Genomic DNA, 19,588 nt, shown 5'->3' on the forward strand with positions numbered 1-19,588 from the left:
AGAGTGAAGAACTCTGAGTGAAGAATGAAGAGTGAAGAACAAAGAGTGAAGAACTCAATAGTCTAAGCTAATCATAAAGTTCAAAGCTCAAAGCTCAAAGTTCAAAGCTGAAAGTTCAAAGTTCAAAGCTGAAAGTTCAAAGTTCAAAGCTGAAAGTTCAAAGTTCAAAGTAAGTAAATGGATTTTAGTTCGATACAAAACATAGATTTTCAAGTGCTGCAGTGGTTCAACGGCAGTAACAATGTGATTCTCGACCAGTTGGTGATGGCACTTACTTCGGGTTTCACCTGGATACCGCTCTATCTTGTACTCTTTATCATCGTGATGCGCAATAATGAGACAATCGGGCAGATTGGTCTTATTGTAGGCTGCGCATTCCTGTGCATCTTTTTTGCCGATGGCATTGCCGAGGGAATCATCAAACCGCTTGCGGCTAGATGGCGACCTTCCAACGATCCGCTGGTAAAATATACCGTGCAGGTAGTAGATAATCTTCGCCTGAAGGACTACAGTTTCTGTTCGGCGCATGCAGCCAACACCATGGCGTTAGCCGTGTTCTTCTCGCTGCTTGTAAGGAGCAGGATGCTCACCTTCACCCTGATAGCATGGTCGCTGGTGAACTGCTGGACCCGCCTCTATCTGGGCGTTCATTATCCGCTGGACATCGTTTGCGGAATGCTGCTGGGCATGGTGATTGGTTCGCTGGTATATCTTTTCTTCCTTCGTATGTACCGACGTATCTCACCGGAAATCAAGTATGTTTCGAATCAATATACCTGTACGGGATATGATTGCGATGACATCGATATGGTTATGACCGTGCTGATGCTCACTCTCGTATATGTCATCCTGCGTGCCGTCGTTCTGATGACGGCAATATAGCAGTAAATAGCCTTTTCTGAAAAAAGGCAAATCATAAAGTTCAAAGTTTAAAGTTTAAAGCTCAAAGTTTAAAGCTCAAAGTTCAAAGAAATAATGGATACAAAACATATTAAGATAAGCGATTATAATTACGATTTACCAGATGAGCGCATCGCCAAGTTTCCTATCGCACAGCGCGACCACAGCAAACTGCTGGTCTATAAGCATGGCGAGGTAAGCGACGATGTGTTCTTCCATCTTCCCGACTATCTGCCAAAGGGAGCCATGATGGTATTCAATAATACCAAGGTTATCCAGGCGCGCATGCATTTCCGTAAGGAGACGGGAGCACTCATTGAGGTGTTCCTGATGGAGCCTGCTGCACCTACCGACTATGAGCTGATGTTCCAGACTTCGGGCCACTGCTCATGGCTCTGTATGATTGGTAACCTGAAGAAATGGAAAGAAGGAAGTCTGAAGCGTGACTTCGAGATCAAGGGTCATCAGCTTACTCTCTCTGCTACCATGCGACGTGGAGATGCTCTCAGCGCAGAGGCTTCTGAGATGGTAGCCAAGGGTGGCGGCACCAACTACTGGGTGGATTTCGACTGGGACAACGAGCACGTTTCCTTTGCCGAGATTCTTGAGGCAGTAGGAGAGTTGCCTATCCCTCCATATCTGAACCGCAAGACTGAAGAAAGTGACAAGACCACTTATCAGACCGTATATTCCAAGATCAAGGGTAGTGTGGCTGCCCCAACAGCCGGTCTGCATTTCACCGATGCGGTGCTCCAGGACCTGGATGCGCATGGCATTGACCGTGAAGAGGTAACCCTTCATGTAGGAGCGGGAACCTTCAAGCCGGTGAAGAGTCTTGAGATAGAAGGTCATCAGATGCATACTGAATATATCGTGGTTCATCGTCGCAGTCTGGAGAAGCTCATCAAGCACGAGTGCCAGGTCATCGCCGTGGGAACACCAGTGTGCGCACCATCGAGAGTCTCTATTATATGGGTGTGCATCTCATCAAGCATCCTGAGGCAAGTGAAGAAGATCTGCATGTAAACCAGTGGGATCCTTACGAGCTGTCGGCAGATGGCAATCTGGTGGATGACATCACTCCAGTGCAGGCTATCCAGGCAATTGTCGATTACCTCGACCGCAACGGATTGGAAGCCCTGCACTCCAGCACGCAGATCATCATCGCACCGGGCTACACCTATAAGATAGTAAAGATGCTGGTAACCAATTTCCATCAGCCTCAGAGCACGCTCCTGCTTCTGGTGAGTGCTTTCCTGCATGGTGATTGGAAGAAGGTATATGATTATGCCCTCTCGCATGATTTTCGCTTCTTGAGCTACGGAGATTCCTCCCTGCTCATTCCTTAGGAAGAAGAATAAAGTGAAGAGTGAAGAACGAAGAGTGAAGAATTCATTTGCTTTGCTAATCATAAAGTTCAAAGTTCAAAGTAAAATAGTATGATTTCAGTAGAAGGACTGAAAGTAGAGTTTGGCGTAAAGCCACTTTTCAATGATGTAAGCTTCGTAATCAACGACCGCGACCGCATTGCCCTGGTAGGTAAGAATGGTGCCGGCAAATCTACGATGCTGAAGATTCTATGTGGATTGCAGAAGCCAACTTCCGGCGTAGTGGCTATCCCTAATGAAACCACCATCGGCTATCTGCCGCAGGTGATGAAACTGCAGGATGATACCACCGTAAAGCAGGAAACCCGAAAGGCTTTCGCCCACAATACCGAGATGAAGGCGCGCCTCGACAAGATGCAGCAGGAAATGGCCGACCGCACCGACTACGAGAGCGAGAGCTATGCCCAGCTCGTGGAGAAGTTCACCCAGGAACATGATCGCTATATGATGATGGGCGGTGAAAACTACGAGGCAGAAATAGAGCGCACATTGAGCGGTCTGGGTTTCACCCGTGAAGATTTCGACCGTCCTACCCGAGAGTTCTCCGGCGGATGGCGTATGCGTATCGAGCTGGCAAAAATCCTGCTCCAGAAGCCGGATGTGCTCCTCCTCGATGAGCCTACCAACCATCTTGATATCGAGAGTATCCAGTGGCTGGAGCAGTTCCTGGCGCAGAGTGCCAAGGCGGTGGTGCTGGTAAGTCACGACCGTGCCTTTATCAATAATGTAACCAACCGCACCCTTGAGATTACCTGCGGAAGGGTAGAGGATTATAAGGTGAAATACGACGAGTATGTGGTACTTCGTGCCGAGCGCCGCGAGCAGCAGCTCCGTGCCTACGAGAACCAGCAGAAAGAAATAGCAGATATCAAGGACTTCATCGAGCGTTTCCGCTATAAGCCAACCAAGGCTGTACAGGTGCAGAGCCGCATCAAGCAGTTGGAGAAAATCGTTCCTATCGAGGTGGATGAGGTGGATACCAAGCAGATGCACCTCAAGTTCCCTCCTTGTCTCCGAAGCGGTGATTATCCGGTCATCTGCGATGAGGTGAGAAAGGATTATGGCGAGCATACCGTCTTCGACCATGTGAATCTTACCATCAAGCGTGGCGAGAAAGTGGCGTTCGTAGGTAAGAACGGTGAGGGTAAATCTACCCTGGTGAAGTGTATCATGGGCGAGATTCCTTTACGGGCAATCTCAAGATAGGTCATAACGTGCAGATAGGTTATTTCGCACAGAACCAGGCACAGCTCCTCGACGAGAATCTTACCATTTTCCAGACCATCGACAATGTGGCTACCGGCGAGATGCGTCTCAAGGTGAACGATCTCTTGGGTGCCTTTATGTTTGGTGGCGAAACTTCCGAAAAATATGTCAAGGTGCTGAGTGGAGGAGAGCGCAGTCGTTTGGCGATGATCAAGCTTCTGCTCGAACCGGTGAATCTCCTGATTCTCGATGAGCCTACCAACCATCTCGATATGCAGTCGAAGGATGTGTTGAAGGAAGCCATCAAGGCATTCGACGGCACCGCCATCATCGTGAGCCACGACCGTGAGTTCCTCGACGGACTGGTAGATAAGGTATATGAGTTTGCCGGTGGTAAAGTACGTGAGCATCTGGGCGGTATCTACGATTATCTCCGTGCCCACAATGCCGAGAGCATCAGTCAGGCACTTGCCAATCAGTCAGGAATGTCATCTGCCGGTTCTCCATCGGGTTCCGCTTCATCCTCTTCCTCTTCTTCAACCTCATCATCTGCTTCTTCTTCCGAAGTATCCTCCGGCAAGCTCAGCTATGCCGAGCATAAGGAGCAGCAGAAGAAGATACGCAAGGCAGAGAAGGCAGTGAAGGAATGCGAGACGAAGATAGAAAAGCTCGAAACCCGCAAGGCAGAGATTGATGCCCTCCTGATGAAGCCAGAGAATGCTACGAATATGGAACTCGTTACCGAATATACCGAGCTGATGAAGAGCCTGGATGAGGAAAACGAGAACTGGATGATGCTCTCAGAAGAGCTGGAGGAAGTGAAGAATTCGTAATTAATAAACAATAATAAATAACGAGAAAATGAAAATGAAGTACATCCTTCCGATGATGATGCTCGCAGCCATGCCTTTGGCTGCTGATGCTCAGAACAAGTCGGGACTTGTCTTGAGCAATCTTGACAAGACAGCAAAGCCTGCTGATGATTTCTATCAGTTTGCTACCGGTGGCTGGCAGAAGAACAACCCGCTTCCTGCTGCCTACAGCCGTTATGGTAGTTTCGATCAGTTGGCTGAGAACAACAACAAGCGTATCAACTCTATCCTTGATGAACTCAAGAAGAAGACCTACAAGGCTGGAACCATCGAACAGAAGCTTTCCGATTTCTATAAGTTGGCACTCGATATCGACCGTCGCAACAAGGAGGGCATTGCTCCTGTAAAGCCTCTCCTCGACGAGATTGCTGCTGCCAAGACCAAGACTGATCTCCAGAACTTGCAGGTGAAATATGCCATGCAGGGCTTGGGCGTAGGTTTCGGTACTGGTTTCGGTGCTGATGAGAAGAACGTTACCATGAACATCTACAATGTGATGCAGGGTGGCTTGACTCTCGGTTCCAAGGATTATTACCTCAACAACGACGCTGCTACCGTAGCTATCCGTGAGGCATTCAAGACTTACGTGGTAAAGATGTTCCAGCTCTATGGCTTCTCTGCTGCCGATGCTGCCAAGAAGGCACAGAAGGTATTCCTCCACGAGACCAGTCTTGCTACTATCTCCAAGAGCCGTACCGAACTCCGTGACCCACAGGCTAACTACAACAAGATGAGCCTGAAGCAGTTTAAGGAGAATTATCCAAACATTCCTCTCGAAGCTTTGGCTAACGGCGAGGGCATCAAGAGCGAATATATCCAGGAGATGATTGTTGGTCAGCCTGCTTTCATGGCTGGTTACGACAAGATTACTGCTGCTGAGGATGCTGAGACCTTGAAGGCTTTGATGGAGTGGAGTGTCATCGGCAGCTCTTCTGCTTATCTCACCGATGCAATCCGTGAGGCAAACTTCGATTTCTTCGGCAAGACCATGAGTGGCAGAAAGGAAGATCATCCATTGTGGAAGCGTGCTACTTCTCAGGTAGATGCTCAGATGGGTGAGGCGCTCGGTAGAATCTACTGCAAGAAGTTCTTCCCAGAGTCTTCCAAGAAGATGATGGAGACTTTGGTCAAGAATCTCCAGGTGAGTCTCGGTCAGCGTATCGATGCTCAGGAGTGGATGAGTGCAGAGACCAAGGCTGCTGCTCACAATAAGCTCGATAAGTTCTATGTCAAGATTGGTTATCCTAACCAGTGGACTGACTATAGCAAACTTACCATCGATCCATCCAAGAGTTTCTATGAGAACGTGATGGCTTGCCGTCAGTTCCGTAACAATAAGGAGATTGCTGAGAAGGCTGGTAAGCCAGTCAACAAAGATGAGTGGTATATGACTCCTCAGACTGTGAATGCATACTATAATCCTACCACCAATGAGATTTGCTTCCCAGCAGGTATCCTCCAGTATCCATTCTTTGATGCCAAGGCTGACGAGGCATTCAACTATGGTGCTATCGGTGTAGTGATTGGTCATGAGATGACTCACGGTTTCGACGATCAGGGTCGCCAGTATGATGCCAGCGGTAACCTGAAGGATTGGTGGACAGCTGCCGATGCTGAGGGCTTCAACAAGCGTGCAGATATGTATGCAGATTTCTTCAGCAACATCAAGGTATTGCCTGATTTGAATGCCAACGGTCGCTTCACATTGGGTGAGAACCTTGCCGACCACGGTGGTTTGATGGTATCCTTCAATGCATTCAAGAATGCGACAGCCAAGAAGCCATTGAAGAACAAGGACGGTTTCACTGCAGATCAGCGTTTCTTCCTGGCTTACGCAGGTGTATGGGGTCAGAACATCACCGAGAAGGAGATTCGCAACCGTGTGAAGAACGATCCTCATGCGCTTGGCAAGTGGCGTGTAGATGGTGCTCTTCCTCACATTGATGCCTGGTATGAGGCATTTGGTGTAAAGCAGGGCGACAAGATGTTCATTCCTAAGAATGAGCGTTTGGAGCTTTGGTAAAGATCAAATATGAAAAAGGCTGCGTTACCACCGGGTGACGCAGCCTTTTTTCATACATTTTTATTCTTCATGAATGTTGCGGTAAACTCCTTACACTTACGCATATCCTGTTTTGATGATGCAATAGAGTAGGGACTATATTTTTCAAACATGTCAAGACCACGTCCAAGCGTAATTGTCCATCCTGTATCTGTTTTGATACATCTGTCATGAAAGTCTCTGAACTTGTAGGTAAACTCAATGCCATAAGAAGCAAGGTCGTCCTTGATGTCATCAAGCTTGTCAATCAAGTCTGGTATCTTGTCTTCCTCTTCATTAGTGAAAAGGTTCAGTTTCAAGTCATCCACAGGACGTGTATTGATAAGCATCAGAGCAAACTCCATGAAGTTTTTGATCTGCCATGAAGCACGTATATATGGATCTTCAACGGTTATTTCCTTTGCTTCTCTCATATAAGGTGCAAATAACTTCTCATAACTTACGCCAGTCTGGCCCATTCTGAACGACATACTCTTTTCTTGTAGAATAGGTATGCGTGGACGTTTGGATTTCGGTTCTTCTGTATGATCTTCAGTCGTAGGTGGTTCTACTTTCTGATTGCTTCCTTGTTCCAATATCTCATTGCTTCCTTGTTCCAATGTCTCATTGCTTACTTGTTCCAAAGTCTCAATGCTTACTTCAGAACCGGTTTTCAGGTTGATGTACTTGAACTTTGCAGGCTCTGCCATGAATGTTTCATCAATCAGATAGAGCTGATCCTTCACACGTTTACGACCTTCTGCAGCAAAGTCAACCAGTTCATAGGCCTCCTGGTCGGTCATCTTACCATCAGGATAGATGAGTTTCATCATACCAGAGAATGTCTTACGGATAGCAAGATGGTCACGTTCTGAGAGAGAACCGTCAAACTTCGCATAGTCATTCAGCACAGCTGTTCTGTCGTCATTGCGCATTTCGTGAAGCACGGCTGCAATGTAGTCTGTTATGAGACCATATCCCTTGGAAAAACTGTTCTTCTTCAACATCTTGATTTCCCAACCTGGATTGTAGAGATGAATTCGGTCGAGGAACGCACCCTTGATGAATGATGTAGGAATGCTCTCAAACAGATGGCTGTTCTTCAACATATATGAAACAGTATGCTTGGTATTACCTACGAAAGACATGGATGCACTAGCCTCGTGGGTTCCCTTACCACGGTTGAACGACTTGTTGGCAAGATAGTTCTGCATCGTGTCGATGAGCACTGCATCCACATTACGGCCTTTCTGCTGTTCAAACTCGTCCCATGCCACAACATCCCAATAGCCTACCAGTCCGAGAATTTCCTTGTTGCCCTGGATTTTCACGAAAAGTCGGGCAGAGGTTACGTCACCACCACTGACAAGTACGCCATAAGGAGACAGTTCCTGGAATACATGAGATTTACCTGTTCCCTTTGGACCCAATTCCATGAAATTGAAGTTGTTTTCCACATGAGGGAGAAGACGAGCCAAAGTGATGAACTTCTCACGGCGGTTCATTGCCTCAGGGTTCAGACCCACGGTATGCATCAGGAAGTCAATCCATTCCTCCGTAGTGAAGTTCTTACGTTGGTCGATATATTCCTGCAGGTCGATATTTGAAATCTGGATAGGCTTCAATGTCTGGATTTCCCATCTCACCTTGACGTTTTCACCACTGATATAGCCAATGGTAACGATGCACCAAACTCCATTGCCACTCAGCAATTTTGGGTTCTTACGCACGTAGTCAGTACCGATAGGCACTCCTGTCAATCCCAGATTAGCAAATGTTGCCTGATACTCATCGTTTTTCTCGTTGAGTACAACAGTCACTTTGTCGATGATGCGATGTCTGCCATTCTCACGTATGATACCTTTTACCGATTCAGCTTCAGCACGGTGAACATAGTTGTTTTGGATCACTTGCTTCACCTTTTCCAATCCTTCGTTGATGATTTCTTCATCATCACTGGCGCAATACTGCCCCAGCAGGTATTCCAACACGTATGTAGGAACAGGCAGACCTCCCTTCACGAGGAAAGCCAAATCCTTTCTTACCACTTTGCCTATGAAGGCATTCATTACTTTCTGTTGTAAATCCATATGCAGTATTCCTTAAAAATCTTGTTCTATCATTGTATTGTTCTTCACTGTCTCACGCACAAGTGGGTTCAGTTTGTCATCCACATCGTAGATTCTAAGCTGTAACATACTTGCATTGACAGATTTATTCAGATTGAGTGTCACTTCAAACACGCGATTGTTCAAGTTCGTTGCATCAGTGCTATTCAGTGTCACTTCCTTTTCCTGGGTTACAGGGTCGTCACCATTATAAATACAGCAAACCACCTTGCGCTCCATCACGGTCATGCTTACAGCTTCCGACTGTATCATCTGGAACTTCAATCGACTGCTCACCATATTCAGGTTGTGGCTCATCAGCGCAACACCCACCTTTTCAGTCTTGTTTGTTCTCTTCTGCTGGCTTCTTATCACAGGAATAATCATTTCCTGAAGCGATGCGCCACCATGAGCAAAGTTGTAGCCACCCGGTGCAGCCAGGCGGTTGGTTCCGATAGGTACTGCAACCTGTAACGGCGTGGTACTCTTGATGGAAGATACCTTGTCAAGAGGAAATTTTACTATATCCTCAAAAGTATCGTTGCTATCTGTGAGATAGTATCTTGTCTTCTTCTCGACGGCAGACTCCTTGATGCTATGCTTATCCTTCTCTTCAAACTTCATATCATTATAGAGAAATCCATGATCTGCGGTGAGAAGCACATTTGCCACATTCCACGATGCATGCAGACGCTTTACCAGTACAGTCAGTTGCTCAATGGCTTTTCTGCAAGCACTGATCACCTCGAATGGATTTTGTGAATGTCCGGCTTCATCTATCGTATCATAGAATATATACACCAACGGGCGTTTAAAGAGTTCACGCATGGATTGTGCGTCGCCATTCATCACGTCTTCATAGCGTGTACAGATGGCTCCTTCCCGATATTTACCCAGATGGGCTGTTCGCTGTTCTGTTGTTGTCAGCAGGGTTCCATCCACCATCATGTCTGTGCCATTTAGCTCCAGCGAGTGATGGGGGAGGAGGGCAGGCTTGCAATACTTGGTTTCCGTAGGAGCATTGCCTGGTATGCGTCAATTGTAGCATATGCTTCTCCTTTGCCAGTTCCTGCATCAGTTCCTTTGCCACCTCATATCTCAGCGCATCGCATACGATGACCACCTGCTTCACGCTGGAATCAGACTCGTTCTTGTAGAAATCCTCCTGGCGCTTTAATCCGGTTTCAGTAAACCATGCGCCTTTTTCTGCTACGCATGTCAGCCATTCTAGGTTGAGAACGTTAGTCATCTTAGCATATTCCAAGTCCAACTGGCGTTTGGCTGAACTCAACGTTTGCTCTATAGGATTCTCCTTCGTGATGAGTTCGTGGAATGCTTCCAGGGTGCGGCGATAGTAGAGATCTGCAAGATAGAACTCTTCTGTATATTTTTCTACATATTCCCTGGTGCTATTGAGTTTCAGCGTTCCAAGACCCCTTACCTGAGCATAGTATAAAGCCGACTGCTCTATGAATCGGATGGCAATCTGAATATCACTATCTACAGGAAGCTTCAAAGACAACTCACGCATACGGTCGTTCACCAGCTCTGGGTCTGCCATCAGCTTTTCTTCTACAATCTCTTTCAGGATTGGCCAGCTGAGTGACTCTGTAAGACAATAGTAGTTGGCATCAATACCATAGATATTGATGATAGCCTCTTCCTTGATGTCTGTTGCCAAAATACTCATTGCCTGGGCAAACTTCTCTGACAGTTGGCGGTCGTGTGTACCCAACTCATAGATTTTGTTCACCTGGTCAAGTACCACCGAATTGCTGATCTTGTACTGCTTATAGGTGTCTCCCGGTACTGCGTCTAAAAGCTGAGTGATGCTATTGTACTTCAAACTCTCAGCCACGTTTTTCATCTTGATGGCAGCGTTAAAGTTAGGAGTTAAGCCAAAGAGCTTATCCAGCTTTTCCGAAAAAGCCTTTGAAGCATCAAAATTCTTGCTGAGCTTATACCAGAAATCAGTACGCTTTTTCTCTTCTGCTATTCCATCCAGAATAATCATCTTGATAATGAGATGTTCCCATTCCTGCAGCTTCTTCTCGCCAAGATAATTGGAAATGAAGGCACGGCAAACCATATCCTCGCTGAACGATGTACTGTCGATAAGCCCATTAAGGATGTTGCTTACCTTAGACGACATGATTTCGCCAATATTCTTCTTCACGAAACTGCGGAATTTTTCAGGAAGATTATACTGCTGCATGAAGCTGGCGTAGTCTTCTTCCTTATATTCCATGTTGGCTTTCAGCATGTCGAGTAGAGGGAAGCTGAGCTGCTGTTCCTCTGTATGAGGATAAACCTGTTCCGGGAAGAGCAGAACCACATGCTTGTCCTTCCAATCGTTCTCGATGGCATACTTGGCATTGAACCACGCTCCATCAAACACCTTATATATATAATCGTCATTCCACTGCTTCATCTCATCCAGTTCATTCTGGATGATGTTCATCCTGTCGAAGATGAAGAGCACATGAAGTTGTGGATTGCGCTCGAAGTAGTTGTATATTCTATCTTGTACCATATTCTTGGATGCTTTATAAATACGGATGTTACTTGTCTATATCTATTCCTGTTAATTTCAACAATCTGGCTTTAATGGCTCCTCTATTTCTAAGAAATATGTTCATGAGTTCATTAACAGATTTTCCTTCTTTATATAGTGTAACTAATTTTTTGTCATCAATTACAGACCAAGGCTCATAAGCGTTAGGAAAGATAGTTTTCTGCTGTTCTATATACGATAGAGGTTCAGTTTTAGAACTGGAATCCTTTATACCAAAAATCTCCATCAAATCCTTTATGACTCTTTCCTGGTTTTCCTTAACTGTGTCAGGAGTCCATGCATTCGGATATGTTTTGTATATTTTTTGAGAACTAGCAAAAGAACCTATATTCTTCTCGAAATATCTTTTTAGCTTCTCCTGATAATCCAAGTTACCTAAAGAAGAATTCTTTCGACGACCAATCAGGCATAAATTTCCGATTCTATGCGTATAATAGTCTCTCTGTTCTTCATTAAAATCCTTTACCCACTGACTTGTTGCTTTAGGATTTTGTGGAAGAATATGCTCAATTGATGTCGTCCCGAAATCTTTCCATTCGGACTTATCCTTGTATTTGTATTCAAGCAGCATCAGAAGTGCATAAGTATAGCGTCTTCCGTATATCTCAGATTGAATGTTAGCCATGAAAACTTGTTCATTAAATGAATAATAGTCATGAGCTTCAAGCACATCAGAGGTATTGCCTGCTTCTTCTATCAAAGTTAATGATATTATTCAAGTTGTCAATACGATACGATGGGGTTTTACCACATACTGCATCTGCAATATTTTTGCATGCCACCTTCTTATATCATTCACATTATCGCTTTCCCAAACGTAATGTCTCTGATATGAAGGAACAGTGTACCATTCCGCGAAAACCTGAGCAATAGTTTGCTTTCCAAATCCTATTTCTTTATTTCCAGATTTCATAATTCAATTTGATTTTGGATTATTTCTTTCTAATTTCTTCTTCCAATTCATTGATGCTTGGCAATTTCTCATTGAAATTGTTTGGAAGAATTTGTATTCCCTCATAAGCTGTAATAGCTATTGGCTGATTATAATGAGTTCTCTTGCTAAATCTCCAGTAGGATGAGGCATTGTTTGAGGAAAGTTGTTCACAGCTTTTCCTTGTCGTTCATATAACCCGTTATTTTTCCCTTTATCGCCAATCATATTCAGCAAAGTAGCCCTGGACCAACAGTTCTCTAATATTTTTGATGCGTAGAATATGGCTTTTTCAGGAGCATCTTCTAAGTAGTCAATAATTACTTTGTGATGACCCCATGGAATGGAAAAGATGTTCAATGGCATCGTCTGTGTTTCTGTTGGTACAGAATGCAATGACTTAGAAATTTCCCCAGCTTGGGGAAATTTCTTAAATATTTGACTATAGAGTTTGTAAAATCTTTTACAATAATATAAAGAGCCAGGTGTGAGTCCTGCTACTCCTGGTAAAGCTACACGAAGGTCTTTGCTTAGTATTTGTATGGCAGAACTGCCATATTTGCTCTCGAATTCTCGCTCGCAGATGTCTCGACCTAAGCTCCAATAAAATTCTAACTTGTCGGAGTTAACATGTATTGCAGCTTTTAACTGTTGCTTTTTGAATCGTTTTTCTATATCGCTAACCCATTGTTTATAGTCTGGGTCTGTTATTGCTGACGTCATTGTCTTTTTCATATTCTTCTAATTAATTTGCTGTTGCGGATATTACACGTCGCCCACTATTTTATTTTCTGTAAAATATCACCAAACTTGGCATAGTTCACTACCACGCCATCGTCGAGGTCAAAGCTGATGGCTTGCTCGGCTACTACTTGCAGGCGCTCGTGGTATTCACGGCACTCGTCGAGTTGCTTCTGCAGAGCCTGTAGCTGCTTGGTCTCTTTGGTAGAGAGTTCTGCACGGCGGGCATCGAGCTTGTCGATTTCAGCCTCCAGGTGTTCGATGTAAGGGAGGAGATACTTAGATCTTACTCGCTCTGCGGTGTAGGCATTCATGCGATGCATGTAGGCGATGACCTGGAAGGCACCCTTCTTGGATGAGAACAGCCAGTAGATAGGGCGGTTCTGATACATCTTCTTATGGTCTTTCCAGAAGTCCTTTACGAAGTATTGCTCCAGTGTCTTGCCGAGGCATTTCTCCACGTAGTTCAGGTTTGCCACATGCTCCTCGTTGCCCAATGCCACACGGATGAAGTCCGCAAAGCGGGCAGAGGCGTTGTCAGAGAAGCCACAGTCGTTTGGCATGAGCGGTATGATGCCGTCGTCATCTATTGCCCATTGTTCACCCTTGTATTCGTAAGGAGCAATCTCCTCGTCGGTTGGGTTAGGGTGGGCGATGTGAAGCCCCGGCTTGTCGAGGCGATAGCGTCCGAGCATGCAGCCCACAGCATAGCTGATGAGTTGCTTGATAATGGCATCATCGTGCCATACGATATGTTGTTTTGTATTATTTGCTTCCATTTTTATCATCATTATATAATATCACTTTCTTATCAACCTTCATTACTCTTCTTGTTCATAATAGTAAGAGTAGTCGATACCTTTCATAAAGGTTTCCCTATCGTTTATCTTGTCGGTCAATGCTGCTTTGAGTAACTGCTTTATGGGTGTGCTGTCAGCCACGCTTGCAGTCATAGCAGCCAGATAGTCTTTCTTGTTTACCATACTCCAGTCGATACATTGCTTCAGATTCTTTTTGAGCATGAGGTCGAGCCATATACGGGTAGTTCTGCCGTTGCCTTCACGGAAAGGGTGCGCCACATTCATTTCAACATATTTGTCGGCTATCTGCTCAAATGTTTCTTCGGGCATCTGTTCTATCTGTCGGAGCGTAGCGGGCAAGTAGGCTGCCATAGCAAACTGAAATCCTCCCTTGGCTATATTCACCGTGCGGATATGTCCGGCGAAGTCGTACAAACCGCCAAATAGGTAAGCGTGAATCTGTTGCAGTCCCTTCGCTGTTCCCACCTCAATGCTTTCTATCATACTGCTCTCGAACAAGGCATAAGCCTTCGATTTGCTCTTGCCGTCGATGCTTTCTTCGCTATTCGTGAGCCATGCTACAAAGCGTGAAGCCTTAGTGTTGGGGAAGCAGGCTGCCAGTTGCAGGATGCCGTCGGTATCGAGAACGTCGGTTTTATAGCGTTTACCATCTTGTGCCAGAAGTTTCAGTTGGTTAGTGGCACTAACCAACTCGTTTCCTTCCTTCTTCAGCTTTGTCTTCAGATACTTCCAATAGTTGCGGTTCTTTGTATAGTCGTCTTGGTCGTTGAGCACGCCAACGACATCCAAAACGGAAAACCACCATTTTGAAAGTTCTTCGTCCCATACGGCACGCACTTCGCGGTCGTTGAAGAAACGGATGGATACCTTCTGTATATTGTTATTACTCATTGCTTTCTTGATTTTCTTTTAGAGTTGATACTTGCTGGCAAGGATGCGTTATTGATACCAATTCAATTGCGCACACAGAGTATTCGCATTTGGATAGATAGTATAAAACTGGCGACAACGTTCCAGTTGACGTACACCAAATCCGCTTCCATATTCTGGCTCTATCTCTGTCGAATCTCTCTTCGCTCGGCATAGCCCAAGCAAGCTTGGCTCTGCGCTCACTCAATCGAGATCTCTCCCTGCTGAAGGATGGTGATTTCATTCAGTGGAACATCAGGAGTCAGCTCGTCTTGCAGACCATAGATGTCGATGAACTGGTGGTTGAGTTCTTCCTCGTTCTTATGCAGCTGCATGAACTTGCGCTCCCACTTCGTCTTGTATTGCTCCATGCGCCATTCCAGACTGCTGAGCTTTGGGGCAGCAGGGGAAATGTCAATATGTTCGCCCGTCTCCTCGAAATGCTTCTCCTTCTTGTAATCGATGTTCTCCATATAGGTGGAGGTGTCGATGGATAAGAGCTCGTTGCGCTGGAAATCCCAGGAGGTTTCGTGGGCGTCCCAGTCGGCGCGGGAGATGGCGATGTTCTGCTCAACTAATTGGTCAAATTCTTTCGAAGGAACTTCCATATATGGTAATTGTTTGAAATTGCCAATTTGGAAATGCATCGTTGGATTTAAAAAATGCGATAAAACGGCATAGAATTTTGTATTTAGCACACCCAGTAGATTTAGCCTATTAGGTGCGTCAAAACAACTCATTCCACAAACATCAAATATGAATCCTTTAGGATATACTTTAAATGAGTTTGAATTTGATGAAATATCAGACCAAGAAATTGATGGACAGAAATACCTTTCTGGATTTCTTATAACTGAGCGTTGTTTTCCCTTATTATCCATGAAGTTTTTAATTTCATATCCATCATTTTCCCAATTTACAACAGATTCTTGATTTCCATACCATCTTCGTTGTCCGCCACCTTTATTATATGGGAACCATTTTTTTTGCGAGCGAGCCGCTAACGCGGCATTTTCACAGCCGAATCCGATTCGGCTGTAGTTTGGCTCAAACCAAAGGCGGAGAAATCTCGCGTTGTCTGCTGTTTGCAGTCCCACACAGGGACTAGCAACAGCAGACAACGCGAGATTTGATGTAAATATCTCTTGAATTTTGGGTGAAACCCAATAGCCGATAGGCGCACCTGGAATCTTGCCAAAATTAAGCTGCTCCACATTAGGATAATAAATATGCTTACCATCCTCGTTTCCATCCTTATTGGCAAGGAACATCTGCTCTTTATCAGCACAGTTCTTGCCATCTACCAATCGATAGTAGATGCCTTTAGGGTTTCCGAGGACAATTCGTCCATATCCATTTCTGTGTCTTCGTAAAATCTTTGTTTCCAAATCTCTTGCTCAGATTTCGGCAAAGCCTAATTTCCGCCATGGTGATTCCACCGTATGGATCTTGAGGCTTGGTTAAAACGAGGCTGTGTTCTGTACCACTTCACCACTCAACTCATCGAACGTGCGAGGACCTAGGTGCAACATGCTGTCAATGGCATAATTGTGCAGGAAGATATGGCGCAAGCTCTTGAATGAAGAGAGGAACATCCAGCTCTGCATATTGATCTGCGCCATTTTGCCGCCATCAGCAAGACGCTCCATGCCCATGAACATGAACACAGAGAAGAGGTCTGCCTTACCCTCTTCATAGTTGTCCTTCACATACTTGCTCAATACGCTGTTCATCTTCCCTCCACCCATATAAGGCGGATTCATCACGAGCGCATGGTAATGCTCGGTGAGGGTAAGAATCACCTTGACACCCGGCAACAGCTGCTTGATGTTGGCAGGACAATCGTCGGTACCATTCTTTGTCCAATCCTCATAATGACTGCGGAGCATATTGTGGTAGTTCTCGTTGATATTGAATATCATGATGCTGCCGAGGTTGTCGGCTTCTTTCAAAAGTTCGAAGTCTTCCTCAAGCATCTCGCCAGCCACGTCATCGTAGCCACCTACAAACTGAAGGCAAGTCTCAGTCATTGCCTTTTTATCCAAGGCTGGTACCACTCCCGTCATGTCGAGTACATTCGGCAATACGTGCGCATCTGCAAAGGCTGCATCCTTCTGGCAAGCCTTCAGCAGGAGGGCAAACTGGCTCAACTGCTTGGCACGAGTGTCGAGGTCAATACCCGTAAGGTTGTGGCTGAAGATATTCTCCACAGCCTCTCCACGACCATAGCCTTCGGCAATATAAAGGTCATAGAGCAGGTCGAAGCATTCGTTGAGAATATGACCGGAACCGCAGGCGAGGTCTGCTACCTTCAAATCTGTTAACTCGTTGTATTTCAGTGAATACCTATCGCTTGGCTTTTCTGAAGGCTCAACGAGATAACGCCATTTCTTTTGCAGCTGTGTCTCGTATGGATTATTGTCCAGATAGATTCTGCCCACGGTGTTCTGCACCATGTACTTCACAATCCAGTTAGGGGTGAAGATCTGGGTGGCTGCAGGAATTTCATCAGCCTCGAACTTGCCCTTCTTGGCAAACACCTCGTCCTTGCGCTCAGAGATATAGAACTGATAAAGCCATCCAATCAACTCTGGTGACTGGAAGTCTTCGTCGGTGATAAATTCAGTATGGTTGAGCATATCCACGAACCCACCTGCTGCCAGAATATTGTTTGGCAGGAGCAACTCGGTGTAGTCGGCAATGCTGCCGAAACACTGGTTGATGATAGGGTTGTCGTGGCACCAGGCTGTAATGAGGATAGCAAACTGCTCTGTCACCTTGGTGTCATCATCGAGGAGTTCCACGAGTCGCTGGCGCAACTCTTCACCCCCTTCGTTTCCCCCGTTATCGGGGGACAGAAACATCTGCGGAATGCGTCCCTGTCGGGCTTCATCCACGATGACAGGAGTACGTGCAGCATCAGCATAGGCAATAACCGGACTGCAGAGATTGTTCTTCTGCAGGATGCGGATGGCGCAGAGACGGTTGAACCAGGTATAGGCAGCTTCCTCATACACCTCGTTGATACCCTTCTGCTGAATACGGTTATAGAGGGACATCCACTGATAGTAGAAGCCCTCTGTCTGCAACTGCTCATTCCAAAGAGAACCACCCTGCATCAGCTGAGGCTTGTTCTCTTCTGCCACATTGCCGTTCTTGTCGAAGCCAAGTGTCGTAATCTTGGCAGCAATACCGGCTTTCAATATATTTCGTGCTTCGGTAGCGAAGCGTTTGATTCTGTTTGTATCCATACTTTTTTGTATTTATTGAATAAGAATCTTATGCAAGTCTTTCTGTAAAGACTCTATCTCATCATAACCATTGGTGTGCAGGCTTTTATCAAGAATGTCGGTCTTGAAAGCTACGTCTGTTCCTCTACAAAGTAGAGTGCCGATATGGAGTATCATCTTATAAAGTAAGTGCCCTTGAATATGCAGATATGCGTTCTCCTCAGTTAGGGATTCAATCTTGCCAGTAGGTTGTTCTGAAAGATTCTTCAGTCCTTCTTCAAAACGGGATTTAATGACCGACAGATATTCCTTGCCGTTATTGTCCAATTCAGAGCGTTTGGGTTGCAAAGGTATGCAAGCATTGAACTTGGAGATATTCCACAGTTTGTTCAGATTACTGTCTGCTGAGTAGAAGATTAAATAGCGTAGAGGAGTATAGACAATCTTTGAGAATGCTGTGATAAACTCATTCATGTCAAAATCCACTTGCTCTATGTTATGTCTCATACGCTCTTGAATATGAACCGACTCGCAAAGATGATTTTCCCACGAGTAAGCATAGGTCTGAGCAACATGATTGTTCGCAGTCAGCCCTTCTTCACCCCGAAGCAGGCGCAAATCACTATCTATGCAGATAAAGAATTGGTCTGTAAGGTATGGTTTGAATCTGAGGCATTGTTCACATCCTCTGGTATCAGTGCCATTATTGTTCTTGCTATAGTACAAGTAGCGATAACGCCCAGGTTTGACATGTTGCAACTGATAATCCCAAAATCTCTCATCTTCCTGATCCTCCAGATGCACTATTGCCTGATAGCGATGGGTAAGGGCAAGGTTTCTGTATAGTTTGGCTTGTTTACTAATCCAGTCCATACGCTTTACTTTTGAGTAATTTCTTCCATGTACCAAACCTTGTCGCCCCATCCTTCACCGAAGAGGGCTGGAGAGTGGGTTGTAATGAAAAACTGGGCATTGGGGTTGAAACGAACAAGCAGGTTGACCAGTTCAAACTGCCAGTCGATGTCCAATGAGTTTTCTGGCTCATCAATCAATACCACAGCTTCACGACCATTGAGTAGAAACACTCTTAGGAGAATTAGTAGCATCTGCATCTCTCCAGAAGACAATGCGCCTACAGGCAATTTTTCTTTTTCCGTGATGACAGAAAACTTGCTACCCTCTATCTCTATCCGCTTGTGGGTCAATGCAAAAAGACGATTAACCGCATTCTGAAAATCAGCAATGCGAGATTTTAGCTTGGTTTGCACATCCTCGGAACTATCAATCATAGACATACGAAGACTCATCAATGAAGGACCAGTCTTCATATCGTAGATGTAATAATCCAAGTCTTGTGAAAGGGCTGTTGCAGTTTTTCGTTTGTCTCTCAACGCAATGTTGTCAATGGATGGCAAATAAACAACATTCTCCATACCTTTCATGTTTTCAGTCAAAGACTTGTACAGACGACTCAGAAAAGTAGTCTTACCACTGCCGTTGATGCCCATGATAATATTGACATCTGGGTGTGCAGAAAACTGAACTTTCTGATGATTCCAAATGCTTATATTTATGTCTTTAATACGTATCTCTGCCATAATTGTACATTATAAATTATCCTTAATTCCGCAACACTATAGTTTAACATTATTTATAAGTGCCTGAGCAACAAAAAGTTGCCCAGGATTTTGCCATGTCAGAATTTTCACTTACCTTAGTGTTGCGAAAAGAAGACAAGCAAAACTCTAATATGACATGCAAAGATACAAATTAAATCAGAGAAACTCACTCCTTTTGGGGGAATTTTTTCGATTATGGAGCAATTTGATGCTCTTTTAGCTCAAACCATAGATTCCACCTTGGGAT

The 19,588-nt window shown here is 45.1% G+C and carries 14 protein-coding genes and 2 pseudogenes; 4 read left to right on the forward strand and 12 right to left on the reverse strand.

Annotated elements, in window-relative coordinates:
* Nucleotides 1–213 precede the first annotated feature (213 nt).
* The 4 genes and pseudogenes from DW830_RS09850 to DW830_RS09865 all read left to right on the forward strand — a co-directional run bounded on the left by DW830_RS09850 (nt 214) and on the right by DW830_RS09865 (nt 6,389).
* Nucleotides 214–882 carry a phosphatase PAP2 family protein gene (locus DW830_RS09850; RefSeq protein ID WP_317125394.1) on the forward strand — a complete coding sequence of 223 codons (669 nt, stop codon included), beginning with the start codon at nt 214–216 and terminating at the stop codon, nt 880–882.
* Between the two features lie 93 nt (nt 883–975).
* Nucleotides 976–2,249 (forward strand): annotated as a pseudogene (locus DW830_RS09855) (S-adenosylmethionine:tRNA ribosyltransferase-isomerase).
* A gap of 90 nt (nt 2,250–2,339) precedes the next feature.
* Nucleotides 2,340–4,327, forward strand: a pseudogene (locus DW830_RS16925) (ABC-F family ATP-binding cassette domain-containing protein).
* Between the two features lie 28 nt (nt 4,328–4,355).
* On the forward strand, nt 4,356–6,389 hold the full coding sequence (locus tag DW830_RS09865; RefSeq protein WP_119249764.1) for a M13 family metallopeptidase: 2,034 nt from the start codon (nt 4,356–4,358) through the stop codon (nt 6,387–6,389).
* A gap of 50 nt (nt 6,390–6,439) precedes the next feature.
* Here DW830_RS09865 and brxL read toward each other — a convergent pair whose 3' ends face one another.
* From brxL to DW830_RS09925, 12 genes are all read right to left on the reverse strand, one after another.
* Nucleotides 6,440–8,497, reverse strand: coding sequence for a BREX system Lon protease-like protein BrxL (gene brxL, locus DW830_RS09870; protein ID WP_119249765.1), 2,058 nt, complete (start codon nt 8,495–8,497; stop codon nt 6,440–6,442).
* A 12-nt stretch (nt 8,498–8,509) separates the two neighbouring features.
* A complete protein-coding gene (locus DW830_RS16570; RefSeq protein WP_233544475.1) occupies nt 8,510–9,484 on the reverse strand; it encodes a PglZ domain-containing protein in 975 nt (324 codons plus the stop codon).
* Nucleotides 9,405–11,048 carry a hypothetical protein gene (locus tag DW830_RS16575; RefSeq protein ID WP_233544473.1) on the reverse strand — a complete coding sequence of 548 codons (1,644 nt, stop codon included), beginning with the start codon at nt 11,046–11,048 and terminating at the stop codon, nt 9,405–9,407. The genes DW830_RS16570 and DW830_RS16575 overlap by 80 nt, the downstream gene beginning before the upstream one ends.
* 28 nt (nt 11,049–11,076) lie before the next feature.
* On the reverse strand, nt 11,077–11,790 hold the full coding sequence (locus tag DW830_RS09880) for an HNH endonuclease family protein (RefSeq protein WP_119249766.1): 714 nt from the start codon (nt 11,788–11,790) through the stop codon (nt 11,077–11,079).
* Between the two features lie 330 nt (nt 11,791–12,120).
* Entirely contained in the window at nt 12,121–12,756 is a 636-nt protein-coding gene (locus tag DW830_RS09890) for a DUF1016 N-terminal domain-containing protein (RefSeq protein ID WP_119249768.1), read from the reverse strand.
* Between the two features lie 44 nt (nt 12,757–12,800).
* Complete coding sequence (locus DW830_RS09895; protein WP_233544474.1) at nt 12,801–13,541, reverse strand: BREX-1 system adenine-specific DNA-methyltransferase PglX; 741 nt, start codon at nt 13,539–13,541, stop codon at nt 12,801–12,803.
* A gap of 42 nt (nt 13,542–13,583) precedes the next feature.
* The gene (gene fic / locus DW830_RS09900; RefSeq protein WP_119249769.1) at nt 13,584–14,474 is read right to left on the reverse strand and encodes a protein adenylyltransferase Fic; all 891 of its coding nucleotides are present in this window, start codon (nt 14,472–14,474) and stop codon (nt 13,584–13,586) included.
* Between the two features lie 48 nt (nt 14,475–14,522).
* Nucleotides 14,523–14,696 carry a DUF1016 N-terminal domain-containing protein gene (locus DW830_RS17360; protein WP_119249770.1) on the reverse strand — a complete coding sequence of 58 codons (174 nt, stop codon included), beginning with the start codon at nt 14,694–14,696 and terminating at the stop codon, nt 14,523–14,525.
* The gene (locus tag DW830_RS09910) at nt 14,693–15,100 is read right to left on the reverse strand and encodes a hypothetical protein (RefSeq protein ID WP_119249771.1); all 408 of its coding nucleotides are present in this window, start codon (nt 15,098–15,100) and stop codon (nt 14,693–14,695) included. Before DW830_RS09910 ends, DW830_RS17360 begins: the two co-directional genes overlap by 4 nt.
* Before the next feature lie 852 nt (nt 15,101–15,952).
* Nucleotides 15,953–17,743 (reverse strand): BREX-1 system adenine-specific DNA-methyltransferase PglX, encoded by a 1,791-nt coding sequence (gene pglX / locus DW830_RS09915; protein ID WP_199656107.1) that lies wholly within the window; start codon nt 17,741–17,743, stop codon nt 15,953–15,955.
* 12 nt (nt 17,744–17,755) lie between these two features.
* The gene (locus DW830_RS09920; protein WP_158573471.1) at nt 17,756–18,595 is read right to left on the reverse strand and encodes a DUF4435 domain-containing protein; all 840 of its coding nucleotides are present in this window, start codon (nt 18,593–18,595) and stop codon (nt 17,756–17,758) included.
* 5 nt (nt 18,596–18,600) lie between these two features.
* Nucleotides 18,601–19,320, reverse strand: a complete 720-nt coding sequence (locus DW830_RS09925; protein ID WP_119249773.1) for an AAA family ATPase — start codon at nt 19,318–19,320, stop codon at nt 18,601–18,603.
* Nucleotides 19,321–19,588: the final 268 nt, after the last annotated feature.

This window comes from Prevotella sp. AM34-19LB (assembly GCF_003468525.1).
Taxonomy (GTDB): domain Bacteria; phylum Bacteroidota; class Bacteroidia; order Bacteroidales; family Bacteroidaceae; genus Prevotella.

Excerpts from the sequence above, each read along its gene's own strand:
- DW830_RS16575 (WP_233544473.1), bottom strand. The coding sequence starts at position 11,048 with ATGGTACAAGATAGAATATACAACTACTTCGAGCGCAATCCACAACTT.
- DW830_RS09895 (WP_233544474.1), bottom strand. The coding sequence starts at position 13,541 with ATGGAAGCAAATAATACAAAACAACATATCGTATGGCACGATGATGCC.
- pglX (WP_199656107.1), bottom strand. The coding sequence starts at position 17,743 with ATGGATACAAACAGAATCAAACGCTTCGCTACCGAAGCACGAAATATA.
- DW830_RS09865 (WP_119249764.1), top strand. The coding sequence starts at position 4,356 with ATGAAAATGAAGTACATCCTTCCGATGATGATGCTCGCAGCCATGCCT.
- DW830_RS09890 (WP_119249768.1), bottom strand. The coding sequence starts at position 12,756 with ATGAAAAAGACAATGACGTCAGCAATAACAGACCCAGACTATAAACAA.
- DW830_RS09925 (WP_119249773.1), bottom strand. The coding sequence starts at position 19,320 with ATGGCAGAGATACGTATTAAAGACATAAATATAAGCATTTGGAATCAT.
- DW830_RS09910 (WP_119249771.1), bottom strand. The coding sequence starts at position 15,100 with ATGGAAGTTCCTTCGAAAGAATTTGACCAATTAGTTGAGCAGAACATC.
- brxL (WP_119249765.1), bottom strand. The coding sequence starts at position 8,497 with ATGGATTTACAACAGAAAGTAATGAATGCCTTCATAGGCAAAGTGGTA.
- fic (WP_119249769.1), bottom strand. The coding sequence starts at position 14,474 with ATGAGTAATAACAATATACAGAAGGTATCCATCCGTTTCTTCAACGAC.
- DW830_RS09920 (WP_158573471.1), bottom strand. The coding sequence starts at position 18,595 with ATGGACTGGATTAGTAAACAAGCCAAACTATACAGAAACCTTGCCCTT.